This window comes from Marinoscillum pacificum (assembly GCF_024714495.1).
GTDB classification, from domain to species: domain Bacteria; phylum Bacteroidota; class Bacteroidia; order Cytophagales; family Cyclobacteriaceae; genus Marinoscillum; species Marinoscillum pacificum.
On sequence record NZ_JAMZMJ010000001.1, the window covers coordinates 924,119 to 944,732 of the forward strand.

Sequence of the window (20,614 nt, forward strand, 5' to 3'; positions counted from 1 at the left end):
TACTCATTTGGGTAATTTCACAGAGAAGGTGCTCCCAAGACCTAGCTCACTCTCTACCTCAATTGTACAGTTGTTTAATTTTAAAAATTCCCGGGTTATTGACATACCCAGTCCAGTTCCCGGAATATCCCTGACATTGTTACCACGGTAGAAATCATTAAAAATATGCTCATGTTCCTGTGCGGCTATACCAATTCCAAAATCACGAATGGTTATACAAGTATAGCCATCATTACTAAAATCTAATTTCAACTCTGGATTTGGCTTTCCAGGAGAATATTTGAAAGCATTTGTGACTACATTTATAAGTGCGTGTCTGAGTAAATCATAGTCTCCTGAAAACTTGACAGGATCACCTATTTTTGAAACTTGAAGTACTCTTTGATCATTGGTTACCTGATCCACATCGGTAACAATATCATCAATCAATGAAGTCAAACAAACCTCTTCAGGTTTTACCTTCAGGTTACTTGTTTGCGCCTTCCCGATTAACAAAATATCTTCCATCAAGTCAACCAATCGATCTACTTCCCGAACTAGACGGCCATTGATCTTATCCAACATGGGATGCTGAATATCCAGAGCATCCAGCAGCTGCATATTGGACTTAATCACGGTAAGCGGTGTCCTAAATTGATGGGACGCCATAGCCACAAAATTGGAGCGCATTTTGGAAAGCTCTCGCTCCATATCTAGCGTTTTTTGAAGCTCTTGTTCAAACTTTTTCTGTTGGGTAATTTCTTCTACAACTACACTTACTCTATACTTCTCATCATATCCTTTATAGGGATGAGTGGATACCATTAACCAGTCAACCCCCCCTTTTTTATTGATATGCATACAGTCCTGGCTCTCCCCTTCATGCGTACTCAAGGCACGCTGTACCATTTGTGTCATTTCTAGTCCGTTGGAATCAATCCAAACGTCGCGAGCAGATTTTCCAATAAAACTCTCAGATGGCATATGAAATCGCTCTTCCGAACCAATGACACGTTCAAAGCGTAAGTCATTATCAATTACAAATATGAGATTATCAGTAGCCCTGATTAATGCATCTAAATCACTATTACTCTGGATAAGCTGTTCTTCAAAATTCCTTCTCTCTGAAATATCCCTGGCAGAAAAACGAATCATGTTTTCGTTTTTATATTCAAATGAATTTCCGATGATTTCCATCCATACATAATGTCCTTTATCATGTTTCATCCGAATACTGAAGTCAGAGGAAGTTCCTGGGACTAATAAATTACGCTGTAATTCTCGCTGACCAATACTTAAATCATCAGGGTGAATCAAATGTCTCAACTTAGTTCCAACCAAATCATCTGGTTCATGACCTAAAAGATTCCGAATAGAATCTGATATATATGAAAGTTCCGATGATTCTATATCATCTCCAGTAACCAACATTATCACATCTCGGCTACTTTCTGATAATAATCGATGGAGTCTTTCACTCTTGTATAATGCTGTTTGAGCTTCTTTCGTGTCCGTAACATCTCTGCATACCCCGAATACTTTGATCGGTTGGCCGTTTTCAAATAGGACTCTTGAACTATTACTGATATAACGCATCTTTTCGTTATGGTCTACTAGTCGATATTCCAATTTATCCCATTGATTATGAGTTTTGTGCAAAAAGACTTTTATGTCGGCATCTACCTTTTTCCGATCTACTGGCAAAATCTGATTTAAATACTCATTCCAAGTGGGACGTTCATCTGGATCAAATCCATGCATCATTAACCATTTTCTGGAATATTTACTGGACTCAGGGTGTACTACATCATATTCAAACCAACCTGTATTTGATATCTCCTGTGCTCTTTCTAATTTATCCTGAGTTTCTCTTAATTCAGTTACATTCTGTACCACACCAAAAACTTTCGTAACGTTTTCTCCATGGAAAATCAATTCCATATTCAAACTAAACCATTGTTCCACGTCACGAACCCGTGCTTTGATGTCTAACTTGATAACTGGGTTTTCCTTTGTCGCCTGTTGAGCAAGTCGAGACACTTGCTCCTTGTACTCTTCATCCACCAAAGACTTAAAATAATCAATAGTAAACTTGTCTTCTACCTCCAGGCCCATCATAGGCTTAATACTCGAAGAGTATTCTGTTCTGGGTTCATCAGGATAATATTCAAACCAACCAATCTGAGTTATCTTAGAAACTTTATCCACCAAAAATGGATCGTATTGAATGTCTACAATGGAGTCCTTGGGATTAATGCTGGACAGTTGCTGATGAGCTTCATGAAGTGATGCTAATTTCTTTTTCAGCAGTGGTCCATCAAACAGCTTGATAACATAAGCTAAACCATGAAGTGATGAATTTTGTAACTCTACTGTGCACACAACCCATTTATAGCCAATATCACTAGATTTAATTCTAAAGGTCAATTGTTGTGCTTTAAATCCAGCAGTTTCAGATAAAGTAGAGATTAAAGCAGGCTTAACCCAATCCAAATCTTCTGGATGTATCTGATTGTAAAAAGAAGAGAAACTGGGCAACAAGGAAGAATCAAGACTTAAAACATTGTAAAAACTCCCGGACCAAATATGTTCCTCATTTTTAGTTATGTAGAGTGCATAAGGCAAATCAAGCAGATCGGCGGAAACCATGACATACTTCTTTTTTTGGTTAGTTGATGATTGTTTAATTCTAAGAAATTTAACCTGTTTTATGGCTCAAAGTAAATCTGACAACAAGTTTTTACCGCTCAAGACAAAAATAAGCGCAAAATCGGTCGAAATTTCATGATTTAATTTCGTTAAGTTCTGGCAATCAACAGCATCCGGCCATTAGAGAATTTAAGTTATATCTCCTCAACCCAATCCAAACAGGTGATTAAAGACTTCCTTTTTTAGAGGTTTCACCTCATATCCAACCACGTTTTGATAGGTATAACTTTCTACTATATCAGTATCCGAAATGGACGAAGACAACATAATAACCTGAGTATTTAGCTGTTTTTCTCTCATAGCATCTAATAATTCAAAACCACTCATTCCTGGCATGTTAATATCCAATAGAATGTAATCAGGAAACTCACCTTGCAACATGAGACCCAATGCTTCATTAGCATTATCAAAGGACTGATAATCTAAATGAGCAAAAGATTTATCAACGATTGATTTCACGAACATACGCTGAATCACATCATCTTCTACATGCCACATACTTTTTGGAAGGTGGAGTGAACCGCTGTAAGAAGCTGGCTGATTCATACTTTCATTTAGAATTTCATGAATCTTATACATGACCTCATCAAAGTACTCACCTGATTGCATCATCCAGTCTATGAATTTCTCCTTTGGTAATTTTTCCTCTCTTAACAACTCTATCATATTGAAGATCTTAACAACTCTAGAGCGCAAATCATGTGAGGTAATACTTTTGACCTGATCTATTTGATGCATTTTGGAGGCCAATTCACCCTCGAGCTTGGTGAGGTGCTGATGCTTTACTTGATTTTTTTCATAAACGGTACGTATGGTTTGAATGAGATCTTCATATTCGAATGGCTTGGTTAAATAATCATCAGCTCCCAGGTTCATCCCTTGCCTGATATCCTGATGAGCAGCACGACCACTTAGGAAAATAAATGGTATATAATCAATAATCGTGGTGTCGTTTCTAAGAAATCGTAAAATATCAAAACCTGTCCCATCAGGCAACATGATGTCACTTATGATGATATCTGGCTTAAAGTCTGTTAATACCTCCAGTGCGTCATTGCAGCAATATGCGCAAGTCACTGACATTTGATTCAATCGAAGCATTTCAACTACTGCTTCAGAAATTCCTCGATCATCTTCTATTAATAATACATCCATTCTACGCTACTAATTAACTCATTGCCATTGGAATACGAATAGTGAAAACACTTCCTTCTCCAACTACACTTTCAACCTTTAACTTGCACTTATTAATCGTCAAAAATTCTTTTGTGATAGACATACCTAGACCGGTACCTTGTATTTCTTTCACATTTGGTGACCTATAAAAATCCTGAAAAATTCGTCCAATATCCTCTTTTGGAATCCCTATACCATAATCCTGTATAGCTAACTCCACTTCATTTTCTAATGAATAATCAACATGAACTTCTGGTGCTCTGGCCCCTTGTGAGTATTTAAAGGCATTGTCAACCAAATTGATTAAAGCATGTCTTAGCATATCATAATCTGCTTCAACTTTTTTTGGAGCCCCTATATGATTAACTGACAAAATTCGTCCGTCCACATCACAGTATACTACATCTCCTACAACATCTTGTATTAAGTCCAATAAACAAAACGAAGTTGGATTTGATGTAAATTGATCAGATTGCACCTTACCTAATGTTAGCACATCTTCCATTAGACCAACTAGACGATCCACCTCTCGGGTTAAACGTTCAGAGACACGATTGACCAACTTATTTTCAACTCCATAAGCTTTGATTAATTGCATATTGGACTTGATGACAGTAAGCGGAGTTCTAAATTGGTGAGAAGCCATGGCCACAAAACTTGCTCGCATTTTGGAGAGTTCACGCTCCTTGTCCAACATACCTTTCAATTCCTCCTCATACTTTCGCTGTAGTGTGACATCTTCCTTAATAACACACACCTTTAATTGATAATCCAAACCACGATATGGATGTGTGGTTACTTTATGATATTCTTTTTCTCCTAACTCATTCTCTACGACACATTCGAACTCTTCTTCGTCACCATTTACAAGAGACCTGCGAACCATCTGAGCCATTTCCACCCCATTAGGATCATTCCATACATCCTCTACTTGTTGTCCAATAAATTCCTCTGCCGGTATATGAAGCTGATCAGGATCACCAATTACTCGTTCGAATGCCCCCCACTTATCAAATGCAAAAATTAAGTTATCTGTAGCCTTAATTAGAGCCTTTAATTCGCTATTAGCACTCATAATGGCTTGCTCAAATTTATTGCGCTCCGTAATGTCTTCTATCACCACACACACCTTGTTTTTCGAACCCATCGACACATAAGGATGTGTAGAAACCCTGAACCAACGCCCTACGACACCATTCTTTCCATGGCGACAATCAAAAACCTGACTCGATCCATTTTTTAAAGATTCACGAACCATTTTGGACATATGTTGACCATTATGATCTGTCCAAATTTGCTCTACAGGATGACCAATAAACTTATCCTTTGGTATGTGTAACAATTCATCCTTCCCAAGTACGCGTTCAAACCTACCTAACTCATCAAAGGCAAAAACAAGATTGCTTTTGATCGTGATCATGGCATTCAATTCATTGTTTGCTCTGATCAGCGCCTCCATGTTATTACGTCGCTCTGTGATATCTCTGATGGACAACCGCAGATAATTTTCTTGACGAATTTCGATTTCGTTAGCAATGATTTCTGTCCATATATAGGTTTCATCATGCTTTTTTAACCTTATTTCAATTTTTAAGGATTCATCTTCTTTTTGCAGGTAGTCCATGTAAACCTTTTCATACCGCAAACGATCCTCGGGATGAATGAGATTAATAGCCAACACACCTTTTAATTCTTGAGCCGTGTAACCTAATAGCGAAGCATTTGATTCTGAAATATAGTTTATGGTGCGCTCTCTGTGATTACCACTTAAAAGCACTATCACATCCCTACTCGTTTCTGATATCAACCGGTGGAGTTCTTCGCTTTTATATAATTCAATTTGCGCTGTACGCATACTGGTTACATCAGCTGTGACTCCAAACACTTTAACAGGACACCCGCCGTTGTAAATCACTCTTGAACTATTGCTGATATATTTTTTCTTTTCTCTTCGAGTTCTTATTCGATAATCTATTCTATCCCAGGATTGCGGCATTGAAATTAAAAAATTGACTAATCCATCTTCAAATAGTTCACTATCTTCTGGAAATAGCCTGGAAATGTAATTTTCGAAAGTGGGAATTTCATCAGTTTCATAGTCATGCATTTTTAACCACTGCTCTGAAAACTTACTCGCTTCAGGATGCAGCACATCATATTCAAACCATCCTGTATTGGATATCTTCTGAGCACGAAGTAAGTTATCCTCCATTACACGATACTCAGTAACGTCCTGTACGGTAACAAGTGTTTTTGTGGGTATTCCTGAAACATCTCTTATTATCTCTCCATGACTAGTAAGGTATTTCAACCGGCCAGTAGAAGTCATAATACGGTATTGTATGTCTTTCCATTCTGTAACCTCTGGATTGGCGTAGAGCTGCTCTAAGTGATCAAGTACCACTTTGTCTTCTGCTATTACATATTCATTTAAATCTGACAGAGCATTGACAGTACTTGAATCTTCCAAATCAAATATCTCCCAAAACTGATCTGAACCATAATATTCACCAGTGCTCATATCCAAATCAACCCAACCAACCTTCGAGTATACTTGTATTCTGTTAAGTTTATCTTCGAGCTGCCTTACCTTAGTAAAATCAAGTACACAACCTAAAAAATAACACGGAACCCCATTAGAGTCTCGATCGACTTCCCCTACCACCTGAATGTATCTTGACTCACCTTTTTTATCATAAATTTTAAAACTGACGTTAAAGGAACTATCATCACTATTCAGAACTTTTGTTATTTTCTCTCTTTCTCCAGGTGCGACAATTGCTCTAATCTGATCTAGTGTATTTAATTCCTTTGGGCTGTAGCCCATGATCTCGTAAAAGCGTGTATCACCCCACACTTGCCCAGTGGTATAATCAATCTCGTGCCAGCCTAAACCGCTGATTTCCTTAGTTTTCTTTAATAAAAGCTCAGATTCTTTCAGAAAAGTAATATCATGAAAGAGTCCAATGGTTTTAATTAAAACACCTCCTCGGAAAACACACTCTATTTGTAGGTCATACCAATAAGTAGTTCCATTAATCAAAAATTGGACATGCTGGGATATGTGTGGTTTCTCGGGTGTGGCTTTACTAATCTTATTTTCCAAGCGCGATGAATGAGCACTTAATGCATGTGATTTAAGCCAGTCAATGGAGAAAACCTCATCTTCCTGTAAATGAAGCAGCTTGTTTAAGTTGCTCTGCAAGGTTATTGCATTGTCAATTTTATCATGCACATACCAACCTATCGCTGCATGATTCGCTATTTTATCATAGACTTTTTCCTCTGTTGATTTTCTTGAATTGAAAAACTTCTCCGCAAACTCTAAACGACTGATGCTTTCATCAAAAGTATTATCAGTGAAAAAATCCTCAATCAAAACAAATCGTTGAGCATTGAATTCACTACAGCTTAGGTAAACAACTACCTTTTTCGCTGTAGGTTTATTTAAACGAAAAGTTAATGGTTCCTCAAAATCATTAGTCTTTAGTGCTTCGCAAAGCGAATTATACACGATTCTTCGATCCTCTGGATAAATAGCACTGATGACTGTCTTGAACGAAACATTGTGAGCTTCCTTTCCTTCAGATATGAAGGATTTGAACTTTTTTGATAAACAAAAAATAGTGTTTTCGCCTATCCTGCTTACAGATTTTGTCCTACTGATTGATGTCATCATAGCTCATTATTGATCTAGTTCAAATTAAAAGAACAGTTGTAGACACAATAGAAAAGTACCTTACTGGACAAAAAATTACGTCTGAACCAAAAGCGGCATCTATGATAACTTCTTACTAGAATGCTTGAATCAGCTTGTCAATTTGTGTGCTTAATTCATGGATATCATACGGTTTTTGAAGATGTGAATCTGGACAGTATCCCATGCTACAGAGTTCTTCTCCGTCAACAGGATATGCCGTTAACAAGAGAATAGGAATTTTCTGATATTCAGCATTCGATTTAACTGTTCTGGTGATTTCTCGCCCATCCATAAGAGGCATGATCAAATCTGAGATAATTAAGTCTGGCTTTTGATTAGAAAGACTTTGTATTAACTCAACCCCATTGTTAAAAACAGCTGTATCATAGCCCAAAAAACAGATTAACTCCTGTAATGACTCTCGAATCCCTTCATTGTCATCGACAATAAAAACCTTTTTGCTCATTCTAGTTGACGATAGTTTAACACAAAAGTAGATTGGAGGATCTATCCATTTTCTTCCAATTAGTTGTTCAACCTTTTTCCTAAGCTCAAATGCAGAAAATGACCGATAACCAGAGACTTTAAAATGTCATTTGACTAGATAATCATTTCTTTTGGCGAATACCCAAATTGCTCCTTAAATGACTTTGAAAATGAAGACAGGCTCTTAAATCCCGCCTTTTCAGCAGCCTCACTCACGTTGCAATCACCGGACTCGAGGTGTGACTTAGCCTTAGACAGCTTAAAAATGCGTACATAGTCCTGAAAAGACTGACTGCTGTATTTTTTTAGTTTCTTTTGAAGGCCTGAAGTAGACATTTTCATCAAAAGTGCGATTCCTTCTAAACTTATGTCATGAATATGTACTTCCAAAAATTGGTTTAACTTCAAAATAAACTCCCACTCAGGGTCATGTGACTGCTCTACATCCACCTGACTTCTGAGCAAATTATTTCGCAAGTTGATAAGGTTCCTGATCTTGTATGCCAGTTCCCTCAAATCGAATGGCTTCTTCACATAGCCATCAGCACCTATTCTGAAAGTATTTAATTGCGTCTCAAAATCTGCTTTGGCAGTCAGCATAATTATAGGAATAGTACAAAATGACTTATCTGACTTAAGACGTGAAAGCAGTTCAATGCCATCCATCCGTGGCATCATTATATCACTAATAATCAAGTGTGGTTTCTTCAGATTGATTAACTGTAAAGCTTCCTCACCGTTCTGAGCTTCCATGGTTAAATATCCCAGCGTATGAATCAAATCAGTTACCGTCTCTCTGATCCCAAAATCATCTTCTACAATTAAAATTACTTCTTTCATGGGGTGATAGTAAGATCGCTGTGTGAACATATATAGTCCTCTTACATTTAACTATGACAAAGTTCATATTGATTCACAATTAGGTAATCCACCTACAGTTTAGGCTTTAATTTAGTAAATCACCTAGAAGGTCATTACGTATTTAACATAAGCCTTCAGCGCATTCAAAACGTACCGTACACGTATTTTATTGATTCAGTAAAACCCTCTTATATTCTGTTACGATTTTGACCAACTTTATCTAATCAAATTAAACAATGATAGTCACAAACAAAAATTAAGATTATGATGGTTCATCAGGTTACTCGAAAGATAAAAAACAATCAGTCCTTACAACCTTCTACAAGCAATCGACCCTTAGTTAGCTACAGTAAACAAAAGGGATTATTAATAATCAGAGAGGCAGCAAACAAACTAAACTCAGTTCATATAGAAGCAATCAAAACGATCATTTCTGATCATCTCAACAGCAGAAAAACCATCGATATTGTTCTACAGATCCGAGAAATCAGCAAATTAAACCTGCCTTTATTATTCAATCTGTTCAAGTTCTGTAAAGGCCTGGAAGAATGGGATAAAAGAATTGATATCGCCTGGTATATCTCTGATGAAGATATGAATATGAAGCGATTAGCTCATGATTTTCAGGAATTGTATCAATTAAACCTAAGAATATTCCAAATTAGCTAACAAAACTGATCCAAAAAGTGTAACTTGTGACTAACCTTCCAAATTAAATCCAGCTAATATCGGAAAGTAATTTTAGCCCATCCTCGGATGGGTTTTTTTCTGTTCAACTGAATGTTAGAAGGTATTCTGATCCACGACCTGCCTCACTACTGATCTCAATCTCTCCATTGATCTTTTCCATTCTGTAATACAGGTTTTTAAGTCCTCCATTACTTATCACTTGATTGACATTAAAACCAATACCATCATCATTGATCTTCACATAGTATTGGTTATCAACCTGGGTCAAAACAGCGTTGACTTCAGTGGCTTTTGAATGTTTTACCACATTCGTCATAATTTCAGATATAACAGGAATAATTTCTACACTCTTTGCAAGAATTGGCTCTTCTTCAAAACTGTAAGAATACGAAATGGAGATATTGGTATACTGATCAAAGTTCTTGATCATCTTGTCCAGTGTTTTTTGGAAACCATTGACCATCAAATCATGTGCAGCATTCCCATCAATAAGGTTTCTAATCTGCAAGAAAGCCACATCCAAACCACTTTTTATATTCACAAGATCCTTTTTTAGACTACCACCTTCCGGAATCTTGCCATCAAGTATTCGCTCTATATTCATTTTCAGGCTAACCACCGTTTGCTGAACATTGTCATGGATGTCCATTTTCATCCTGTCGGTTTCTAGCTTTTTAATTTCCTGAACCAACTCATCTTGATGACTTAACCGATATTGGATACTCTCAAGTAGCTCTCGATGATCAAATGGCTTCATTAAATAATCATCAGCACCCATTTTCAACCCTTCTCGAATATTCTGTGAGTGTGACTTGGCACTCAAAATAATGAATGGTATGAACTTACTTTTACCAAATGACCGAACTGCTTCCAATAACTCATAACCTGTCATTTTAGGCATCATCAAATCAGAGATAATGAGGTCTGGTTGGTGCTTGACTACTTTAAAGAATCCAGATTCACCGTCTTCAGCAGTTACCACTTCATACCCACTGCATTCTAGTAGATCCTGAATGGTTTCACGAATGTTCAATTCATCCTCGACTACCAATATTCTATTTTTCTTCTCGATCATTATTATTTGGAATTAAAACTGTAAAGCATGATCCATTACCTTCTTCACTTTCTACTGAAATGGTACAATTATTAATTTTAAGAAATTCTGAAGTCACTGATAAACCAAGTCCTGTACCTGGAATATGACTTACTTTATCAGAACGATAAAAATCGTTAAATATCCTAGAGATATTCTCTTTGCTGATTCCTAACCCAAAATCTCGAACACTCAAAACAACCCGTTGCTCATCCGTGTAATCAATAGTCAATAAGGGGTTTGGTTGTGCTTCCGAGTATTTGAATGCATTGGTCACCAGGTTAAGTATCGCCTGTCTTATTAAGCCTTCGTCCAATACAACATTGCGTTCCTGCCCTTTTACCTTAACAATTAACACCCTTCCATCCTTTTGCGTCACATCAATATCAGCCTTGATACTCTTGAGTAAATCAAACAGATTAATATCCGAGAACCTCGGCTTGATAGCCCCAGATTGCGCCCTTCCAAGCATTAATATATCCTCCATTAAACCCACCATCCGATCTACTTCACGAGTCAATCTAGCGGATACTTTTTCAGTTAAAGGGTCATTTTTACCAGACAATTCAAGCAACTGCATATTGGATTTGATGACGGTAAGTGGTGTTCTGAATTGATGTGAAGCCATAGATACGAAACTCGCTCTCATCCGACTAAGCTCACGCTCCATTTCCATGGTTTTTCTAAGTTCTTCTTCGGCTCTCTTCTGGGTTGTTATTTTCTCGATCATGACACTCACTCGCTCTTCGTTATCATAACCTTGAAAAATATGAACATGGGCGCGATACCAATCAAAAACACCTCTAAGTGTATACTGGTAATCAAATTTTCCAGAATTTCCAGAATTAAAAGCTTCTATTACCATCTGACACAACCTCTGACCATTATTATCAGACCACAGTTCTTGCAAAGGTTGATTGATAAAACTAGCAGCAGGGATATGAAGTTTACTCTCATCATTGACTATTACTTTTTCGAACGTCAAATCAGACTTGATGATAAAAACGATATCTTCTGTTGCTTTAATCATGGCCTGAAGATCCGTATTGGTTTTGACCAATTGTTCCTCAAACGCTTTTCTATCACTAATATCGCGAACGGATAATTGAATTTTGACAGGGGTTTCTTCTATAAGAACTCCGATATTCGCTTCAACCCATAAAAACTGCCCATCTTCCCTAAACAGACGAAAGGAGACGGTTGTAGATTCTTTAGCAAACAAAAGTTTAGGAAGTATATCTTTAGTAAATCGTACTCGATCTTCCTTGTGCATTAGCTGAGTGGCCTCCATCCCAAGTAATTTATACTTGGAATATCCTGTCAATTCCTCTACATAATCTGAAGCGAATGTTATGACCATTCCTTTGTCTCTGCCTTCCAGTAGCAAAATTGCATCCCGACTATTTTCAGACATCAAACGATACTTGCGCTCACTTTCCTTCAACGCCCGCTCAGTCACTCTGGATTTAGTCACATCAATAGTAGTACCGAATATCTTAGATGGAACCCCATCTGTATAAACAATTCTAGAACTATTACTGATATAGCGCTTATGACCGTATCTTGTAATAATTCGATAATCCAAATTATTCCATTCATCCGGCATTCGCTTCAGAAACTCGGGCAGATTGGGGATTAATTGCCTATCCACTGGGTGTATTTTTTCTAAAAAGGCATTTAGACGCATGGGTTGATTATCAAAATCATGCATATCCAACCATTCCTTAGAAAAACTACTGGCGGCCGGCGTTATAATATCGTATTCAAACCATCCGGTCTGACTGATCTTTTGGGCACGTTGGAGTCTCTCTTCGAGTGATTTGAACTCCGTAATATCCTGTACGGTACCCAATACCTTGACCATCTCACCAGAAACAGGATCAAACTCATATTGCCCATTGTTTTGAATGAATCGATAATTTCCATTAGTCAGAACAATACGAAACTGAAAAGAATAACCAAATTCATAACTCAGATATTCTCTTCCTATTCGATCAACCACAGGCAAATCATCCGGATGAACTTTTTTTAGAAATTCCTTACGATCATAAGCGTCCATCTCCAAAATTTGTAAAAACTCGGCTGAAACGTCTATATCCTGCGTCTTCACATCTACCTCGTACCACCCAAGCCTTGCTAATTCATTAGCGTGCGTGAGTTGTAACTCCTTTTGCTTTAGGTCTGTAATATCTTTTGTTACGGCAACAATTTTGAATGGCCGATTATCTATTGGAGAAGATAACACTTGACCAGTACTTTCCAAATACCTTAATGTACCATCGCTCAGTACTACTCGATAATGAAATGTTGGCCAACCTTCAAAGACTTCATATAACTTCTTTCGTGATTCAATCACTCGTTCATGATCCTCAGGATGTATACAAGCGAGTAATTCATTCAATGAAGGCATCCGGTTCAGATTCAAACCATGCATTCGCAAGTACTCTGGTGAAACTGATGATTTTTCTTTGTTTTTAAGATTGATTTCGTACCACCCTACCTTAGCAATCTCCTCCACATGCTCCAGCCTACCCTGTGTTAAGTGATATTTAGTGGTGTTTTCGAAACTACCCATCATTCGTACCAATCGAGACTCAATCCAAATAGATGTCCCTCTACTTAAACCATACAAAAGCTCGCCATTGACAATGTGTCGAGTTCGAAATTCGAAATCAGGTGAATCAGGAGTCAGGTTACGCATCACCTGCTTAAAAATCTGAAGATCCTCAGGAAAAACAGTACCAGCAAAGTTTTTATAGCCTATCCTACCCTTATTTTCTACGCCCAACAATGAAAAAATTTGACTTGACCAGAGAAATAAATCCAGCTCTGAATGGTATTCCCAATAACCTATATCATTGAAAAACTCCATTAAGTGGTCCTTCTTTAACTCCTTGGCAATATCCCCGCCAGGCATTACATCCATCTGAGTTTCCAGGTTAGGCTTAAACTGCAATAGAATAGCTAATTCTCCATCAAATTCTTCCTGCTGGACATACAGGTTTAATTTCCTATCATTCTCATCATTTTTCAACCTAAATTCTACAACATATTCACTTGAAGTCTCCTCCGTAGAGAGATAGTATATATCCATAACCTTAACACGGTCATTGTCATGGATCATGTCATACAGTAAATTAAGATCTGGATTAGGTTTAGGATTTACTCCAAGTATCTCAAACATACCTCTAGACCAGTAGCAGATATTTTTTTCTGGTACATTAAAAATGAAGGCTCTTCGTAAGTTATCCTTCGTAAGGTTACTTTGCTTTATGGCAGAAGCTTGTTTCATGAGACAATAAAAATAGAATGCAAAAACCCTTCCTATTGTGGAAGTACGTCCCCAGACAAATAATTACGTCTGTACAACAACTTTGGAAGGGGGCAATCCAAAATGCTCTTTGAATGAATCGGAAAAATGAGCAAGGTTCTTAAATCCACTCATCTGAGATGATTGACTAACGTTGCACTTACCTGACTGTAAAAGTGCTTTAGCCTTGCTTAGCTTGTATCTTTTTAAATAATCGCTGAAAGTATGTGAAGTATAGTGCTTTATTTTTTTTTGCAACCCTGAACCAGACAGGTTCATTGATTCAGCAATTTTATCAAGAGTCGACTCATTCATATTATCCCTAATGGCCTCATTGAGTTGTGATAGAAATGAATGTTTCTTGATCGCTATTTCAGGATCAAAGTCCATATCTCCTCGTAAAAGTATTGACTCTTGCAGTGCAAGTAAATTATTGATTTGAAAGAGTAACTCTACTGCATCAAATGGCTTCTGCACATAAGCATCCGCTCCTATTGTGAAGGAATTCCACCTAGTGAACTGATCCACTTTTGCCGTGAGAATTAATACAGGAAGATGATGATAAATGGTACTTGATTTTACTAACTCCAATAAACGCAATCCATCCATTACAGGCATCATGATGTCGCTCACTACTAAATGTGGGTTAATCTCTTGAATTTTTTCCCATCCATCTTTACCATTAATGGCTGAGCTAACCTGGTACCCACACGAATACAGTAAATCTATGAGGGTTTCTCGTATACCGAGATCATCCTCAACAACTAATACGTGATAGTTCATAATCGGAGCATTACGGTGATTGCGCAAAAAATAGCTAGTGGCGCATGTCTCAAAAAGGAATTTACAGAATTCCAAGATCAACTTATCTGATAACTGATAATGGTTCCATCTTGACCAAAACTTATAGGTAAAATACCTATCACGTAACTGTTTCAACGAGCAGCTTTCGAACATTCGAACTATTCAAAACATGTATTATCATTAATAACTGTTTTAATGTGAAATGATCAAAGCCGTTAATGATAAAATAATGATCAGCAACTTCTTGAAAGTTCACACGATTACCATCTACCCCAAACTGAACACCATCAAAAAAGAGAATATTTTCTTCCATTTCAGTAAATAATTCTATCTAATTACGATCTAATCAATGCATTTGGATTCCTGAATTAAAAAGTCTTTAGATGAAAAGGTCTAACTTTGCGCCACAATGGCAAACATCGTAGCAATAGTAGGAAGACCCAATGTTGGTAAGTCAACTTTTTTCAACCGGTTGGTGGAAAAAAAGCAAGCCATAATGGACAATGAAAGTGGGGTAACCAGAGACCGTCATTACGGGTACTCTGAGTGGAATGGAAAGTCCTTTACAGTAATTGATACTGGAGGATATGTAGAAGGATCGGAAGACATTTTTGAGGGAGCAATCCGTGAACAAGTAAAAGAAGCTTTAGAAGAAGCCAACGTTATTCTGTTCATGGTTGACTGTCATACTGGGTTGCATGGTTTAGACCAGGACTTTGCCAATGTGGTTCGTGAGATTAAGAAACCAGTAATTATTGTTGCCAATAAAGCTGATAATGCTGAGAAATCCTATATGGCAAGTGAGTTTTATCAATTGGGTATCAGCGAACAAATACTTCCAATAGCATCGATTAGTGGTGCTGGAACGGGAGATTTATTGGATGAAGTAGTAGAATACTTTGAGCCAGATCCGGAGGTTGACACAGAGGAAAACGCGGTTCCTCGAATCGCAATTGTCGGCAGACCAAATGTTGGAAAATCCTCTTTCCTAAATGCTCTGTTAGGCAAGGATCGATCTATTGTAACGAACATAGCCGGAACCACTAGAGATGCAATAGATAGTCGATACAATCTTTTCGGAAAAGACTTTATACTTACCGACACTGCTGGGATACGTAAAAAAGCCAGAGTAAAAGAAGATATTGAATTCTACTCTGTTTTGAGGGCTATTCAAGCATTGCAGGATTCTGATGTGTGTGTGGTAGTTTTAGATGCCACTAATGGAATTGAAGCTCAAGATCTCAACATTATTAACCTGGCACATAAGTACAAAAAAGGCTGTGTGATCATGGTTAACAAGTGGGACTTGTATGAGAAAGATCACAAGTCTGCAGATGACTACAAAAAGCATATCGCTGAGAAACTTGGGCCTCTGTCCTATATTCCTGTTGTCTTCACTTCTGTATTAACGAAGCAAAGGATATTCAAAGTAGTAGAATTGGCTCTAGAAGTAGCTGGTAATAAACATAAGAAAATTAGTACTTCTCTGCTAAATGAGAAAATGCTGAAGGAAATTGAAAATTACCCACCTCCTGCTGTGAGAGGAAAGCACATCAAAATCAAATACATAACACAACTTCCTACCAACTCTCCAACGTTCGCATTTTTCTGCAACCATCCTAAGGATATTAAAGAATCGTACGAGAGATTCCTGGTCAATAAATTGAGACTTCATTTCGATTTTGAGGGAGTGCCACTTAAAGCAGTATTTAGACAGAAATAATTGAATTCAGGCAATAGGTATCTCAACGTTTTTGAACGGTTTGTTCCAGAACCAGCAGCTGCTTATTGTCTGAAACTTTACGAGTATTTCGGATTCGAATTCAAAATCAAAAAAAGCAGGCAAACCAAACTTGGTGATTATCGGTATTCTCCACAGACTAAAAAGCACACCATCACCATCAACAATGATTTGAACCCTTATGCTTTTCTAGTAACATATCTCCATGAAGTAGCACATTTGGTGACGTTTGATGAACATGGGAGAAAAGCAGCTCCTCATGGCACCGAATGGAAGAATAATTTCAAACGTGTAGCACAACCAGTACTTAACCAGCAAGTTTTTCCAGAAACCGTATTTATTGCTTTACAGAACTACTTTAAAAACCCAAAAGCTGCCAGCTGCTCAGATCCCGTTCTTTACAATATCTTAAGACAATTTGATGGACCTACAGATCTTATCCCATTAAGTAAGATCAAAGTAGGTGACATATTTGATTTTCAAGGAAAAGAATTCCAAAAACTGGAAAAGAAACGCACCAGAAGTGTTTGCTTGGAAGTAAAGACTAACAGAAGATACCTGATTTCAGAAATTGCGCGAGTTAAAATTGTAAGCGACTAAGCTTATGGGATTATAATTATTAATATTATAATTATTTCAATACTTCATCTATCTAGTACAACTCTCCTGTTGTTTTACTAAATTAGAAGCAAAAGAACCAGTATGGCCAATACAATTTCCATTTACAACTTTAAAGGAGGAGTAGGTAAAACAACTACCGCGATTAATTTGGGAATCAGTTGGGCAAAATCTTTTAAGGTTCTTTTAATTGATTTCGACCCACAGTGCAATCTTTCAAACTCTATCGCACCCGATCATGAGTCTCCTACCATTTATGAGTATTTGAAAAAGGTCATGCACGATCATGAAATTAACCCAAGGCCTGAAGAGATAACCCCATACTTACACGTAGTTCCAGGGGACTTACAAATGACTCAAATTGAAAGTAATAATCAGTTTATTTCCTTTGGAAGAGAAATGGTTAGCAAGCTTCTGATGCACTTTCACCGCGAATACGACTTTGTGATCATGGATTGTCCAACCAATTTCGGCGTATTAGTCAAGTCCATTATAGGCGCATCAAGAAACATCTTAATTCCTGCTATTGCGGACAATTTCTCAATGACTGGCGTAAAAACATTGATGACCTATTTGGCAGCAGTAGAAAACCACTCCCTTAATATTCTCGGGGTGTATTTTAACATGTTTAATAATAACATGAATCTCACAGCCAAGAAATTTGAAGAAGCGAAGGATTTGTTCGGTTCCCTTATTTTAGAAAATACGGTAAGCCGATCGATAAAAGTAGGTGAGGCCAATGATGCTGGTGAATCAATTGCTGATTATTCACCTGACAATCATGCTGCTCAGGATTTCATGAAGCTAAGTGATGAGCTACTGGCTAAATTCAATAGCCAATCCCTAAATCCTGAATTCATTCTTCCCGATCTTCTCGAACGGATGAAAGGCTAAACACCTAAACGGCGCTGCATCAATCCAGACACAACCGCATATAAGGTTTTAGGAGTCATTGTTCTCCAATTGATTATCTGCAGTTTACCACCAAAATTGATGTAATTATCAATTTCATATACAGCCATTTCTTGCTCTACAAAATCTCTAAAGCAAAGTGCCGCAACCCAACCCTCCTCAACTTCTTCGAACCATTCTTCATAATAGCTATCATCACTACCATGAAAATTCAGAATATTCTCTCCTATTAAGATGAACTTATTGATTCCTTGATCAGTGATATGCTCAATGACATTACGCTTCAAATGCATGATATCATTATTGATTGCATCATTCCACTCTCCTATGAACTCTAAGACAATAAAACCTTCATCATAGTCGGCATAGAGGATTTTTAAATAAAGTGTCTCAGATCCAAAATAATCCCATCCTGGATCAATGTAGTAACCATAGATATTTTCTGAGTAGAGGTCGTAGTTATACTCCTTCCCATAAAAAGGAGACTGCTCATCATGACTTGAATCATAATGAGCATGCCATCCATAATAAGGTTCTATTTGATGCACTTATTCTTTAATAATCTTATAGGTAAACTCTGAAGTAGATGTCAACACATTGATAAGGTATATCCCCTCATCCCACTTTGATGTTGACAAAGTAAGATTGGTGTCTAACACTTTTTCTACAATTTTAGATCCGGTCATATTAAAAACAATCACTTTTATTGGTTCATCGAACTTAAAGTTGAGATGGTCATATACAGGATTTGGATAAACCTTCAATTCCTCGTTTTCCACAGAAAGAACAGTTGTCTCCACGTCTCTAACAAAGACTAAATCATCTACAGTTCGTGGTGATAATTGATAATCAGCTCCAAACTGACCTACAAAACCTGTTACGTTATAAATACCAGCTGGCACCTCTGTGCCTACGAGTGGATGACTAGACGAACCAATTCTAAAAGTTAGTGCCCCTGTAGCATCTGTAATGGTAAAGTTTCCTGCAGATCCACCACCTTGAAAACTAGATCCAGCATCAGCAAATTCCACTTCATTAATTGTAACCAACTGAGATTCATAGCTCTCATCAACTTCATCAATAGTAAGCACCTTAGATTCTGGTAGATCTACTCCTTGAGCTATAAGTGTAATCACTATTGGTGACTCCTCGATCTGTAGTAGATTGTTATACGATGATAATGTTCCACTTACTAAAACACTATCTCCTTGAACCAAATCACCTGATTCATTACCTGCATCAAAACTTCTCACCACTACACCTGCAGTACCATCATAGATCACTCTGCTTGCACTGCTATTGTTTCCTGCATCAATTACCACTCCGGTTACATAAACTGCAGCTCCAACACCTAATTCTCTTGCAGTGGCAATGCTGATCAATTCAACCCCTCCTTCTGTTCCGAAAACCTCTAATGTTATGTCATTTGCATCCTCTGTACTATGTGTCACGACATTAGTGTATGAAGCTTCGTCTTCAACCGTCGGCGCAAATTGAAGGTAAACGGTATAAATCTCTGTTGTTTCACCTGCTACATGACTAAAAACAGCACTTTCTTCAAATGTTTCTCCATCTGATGAAACCTTAAAAGGAGCATTCACTGATACCGTCAAATCCGCAGTTAAATTATATCCAGTAATCGTGTATTGTTGAGTTAATTGAGATCCTGCGGATACTGTTCCAAAGTCCTTGGAGAAATTTAACGGATCTACATGCATGTAAGGAGAGGTAGTACTACCCCAAATTTCACCTACCCATTCTGGATGATCGATAAATGGGTTTCTATTTCCTTGATAACCGTAAGCTTTCTCATGTCTGTCTATTTCATATTGATCAACAGGATCCTCTTCATGCCATTGAATGAGTGTACTCAACACACCCAGTTCAGGATCACCTGAGTAGGTAACTCGATCCATCAACTCAAGATCTAAATCACTGCTTTCATATCGCATATCCATGTAGAACAGGATTCTGGCAACATCACCTTTGATTTCATCTCTTGGTTCGAAAAAATCTGCTGTAGTATATGTATCAGGAGCCTCTCCTTCTGCATTTTCTTCAGTATCCTCCACATCACCAAAATCTTTATTACTCTTAGAGGTGTTAACCGTAGCGTCAGATGGGCGTAAATTATGAACATCAGTATAGGCAGTATCTCCTTCGCTCGCGAATCCATGTGACTTTGGCCAGGTGTGCTCCCTATTCCAATAATCCGCCTGATTGCTGCCGGCAAAATTGGCTTTAGGAATAGAGTTATTTTTATAAAAGAGGATAATGTTATCAGAGTTTTCAGGATCCTCATCTAATTCAGGAAGTATAAAATCTCTGAAATCTCCATATTCATACACCTTATGATTGCTGTTAATCACATGAAGTTTCGTTTTCAGTTCTTCCCCTGTCAAACTTTCCGTGCCATCATAATATCCATCTGGTATAGACTGAGCGACACAAAGGTTCAAAAGAACTGTAGATAGGAATAAAGTAGAAAATACTTTCATTAATGAGCTAATTGGTTTTAAATAAAGAAAGCTACCC

14 protein-coding genes are annotated in these 20,614 nt (G+C 37.5%); 4 read left to right on the forward strand and 10 right to left on the reverse strand.

Annotated elements, in window-relative coordinates; all coding sequences use genetic code 11:
- Nucleotides 1-3: 3 nt before the first annotated feature.
- The 5 genes from NXS00_RS03945 to NXS00_RS03965 all read right to left on the reverse strand — a co-directional run bounded on the left by NXS00_RS03945 (nt 4) and on the right by NXS00_RS03965 (nt 8,890).
- Nucleotides 4-2,628 (reverse strand): PAS domain-containing sensor histidine kinase, encoded by a 2,625-nt coding sequence (locus tag NXS00_RS03945; RefSeq protein ID WP_258097810.1) that lies wholly within the window; start codon nt 2,626-2,628, stop codon nt 4-6.
- 204 nt (nt 2,629-2,832) lie between these two features.
- On the reverse strand, nt 2,833-3,843 hold the full coding sequence (locus tag NXS00_RS03950; RefSeq protein ID WP_258097811.1) for a response regulator: 1,011 nt from the start codon (nt 3,841-3,843) through the stop codon (nt 2,833-2,835).
- Nucleotides 3,844-3,856: 13 nt separating this feature from the next.
- Complete coding sequence (locus NXS00_RS03955) at nt 3,857-7,543, reverse strand: PAS domain-containing protein (protein WP_258097812.1); 3,687 nt, start codon at nt 7,541-7,543, stop codon at nt 3,857-3,859.
- Between the two features lie 115 nt (nt 7,544-7,658).
- On the reverse strand, nt 7,659-8,030 hold the full coding sequence (locus NXS00_RS03960) for a response regulator (protein ID WP_258097813.1): 372 nt from the start codon (nt 8,028-8,030) through the stop codon (nt 7,659-7,661).
- Nucleotides 8,031-8,164: 134 nt separating this feature from the next.
- A complete protein-coding gene (locus NXS00_RS03965) occupies nt 8,165-8,890 on the reverse strand; it encodes a response regulator transcription factor (RefSeq protein ID WP_258097814.1) in 726 nt (241 codons plus the stop codon).
- A gap of 285 nt (nt 8,891-9,175) precedes the next feature.
- On the opposite strand from NXS00_RS03965, the gene NXS00_RS03970 reads away from it, so the two are divergent.
- On the forward strand, nt 9,176-9,580 hold the full coding sequence (locus tag NXS00_RS03970) for a SiaC family regulatory phosphoprotein (RefSeq protein WP_258097815.1): 405 nt from the start codon (nt 9,176-9,178) through the stop codon (nt 9,578-9,580).
- Nucleotides 9,581-9,683: 103 nt separating this feature from the next.
- Here the strand turns inward: NXS00_RS03970 and NXS00_RS03975 are convergent, their stop codons facing one another.
- The 3 genes from NXS00_RS03975 to NXS00_RS03985 all read right to left on the reverse strand — a co-directional run bounded on the left by NXS00_RS03975 (nt 9,684) and on the right by NXS00_RS03985 (nt 14,787).
- Nucleotides 9,684-10,676 (reverse strand): ATP-binding response regulator, encoded by a 993-nt coding sequence (locus tag NXS00_RS03975; RefSeq protein ID WP_258097816.1) that lies wholly within the window; start codon nt 10,674-10,676, stop codon nt 9,684-9,686.
- Nucleotides 10,657-13,986, reverse strand: a complete 3,330-nt coding sequence (locus NXS00_RS03980) for a PAS domain-containing sensor histidine kinase (RefSeq protein ID WP_258097817.1) — start codon at nt 13,984-13,986, stop codon at nt 10,657-10,659. The genes NXS00_RS03975 and NXS00_RS03980 overlap by 20 nt, the downstream gene beginning before the upstream one ends.
- 63 nt (nt 13,987-14,049) lie before the next feature.
- Nucleotides 14,050-14,787 carry a response regulator transcription factor gene (locus NXS00_RS03985; RefSeq protein WP_258097818.1) on the reverse strand — a complete coding sequence of 246 codons (738 nt, stop codon included), beginning with the start codon at nt 14,785-14,787 and terminating at the stop codon, nt 14,050-14,052.
- A gap of 430 nt (nt 14,788-15,217) precedes the next feature.
- Here NXS00_RS03985 and der point away from each other — a divergent pair, with 430 nt between their 5' ends.
- From der to NXS00_RS04000, 3 genes are all read left to right on the forward strand, one after another.
- On the forward strand, nt 15,218-16,531 hold the full coding sequence (gene der, locus NXS00_RS03990) for a ribosome biogenesis GTPase Der (RefSeq protein WP_258097819.1): 1,314 nt from the start codon (nt 15,218-15,220) through the stop codon (nt 16,529-16,531).
- Nucleotides 16,532-17,149, forward strand: coding sequence for a SprT-like domain-containing protein (locus NXS00_RS03995; RefSeq protein ID WP_258097820.1), 618 nt, complete (start codon nt 16,532-16,534; stop codon nt 17,147-17,149). It begins immediately after the preceding gene.
- 102 nt (nt 17,150-17,251) lie between these two features.
- Nucleotides 17,252-18,061 carry a ParA family protein gene (locus NXS00_RS04000; protein WP_258097821.1) on the forward strand — a complete coding sequence of 270 codons (810 nt, stop codon included), beginning with the start codon at nt 17,252-17,254 and terminating at the stop codon, nt 18,059-18,061.
- On the opposite strand, the gene NXS00_RS04005 is transcribed toward NXS00_RS04000, so the two are convergent.
- Nucleotides 18,058-18,627, reverse strand: coding sequence for a hypothetical protein (locus tag NXS00_RS04005; protein ID WP_258097822.1), 570 nt, complete (start codon nt 18,625-18,627; stop codon nt 18,058-18,060). The two genes, NXS00_RS04000 and NXS00_RS04005, sit on opposite strands and share 4 nt — an antisense overlap.
- Nucleotides 18,628-20,577, reverse strand: a complete 1,950-nt coding sequence (locus NXS00_RS04010; protein ID WP_258097823.1) for an endonuclease — start codon at nt 20,575-20,577, stop codon at nt 18,628-18,630.
- Between the last annotated feature and the right edge of the window lie 37 nt (nt 20,578-20,614).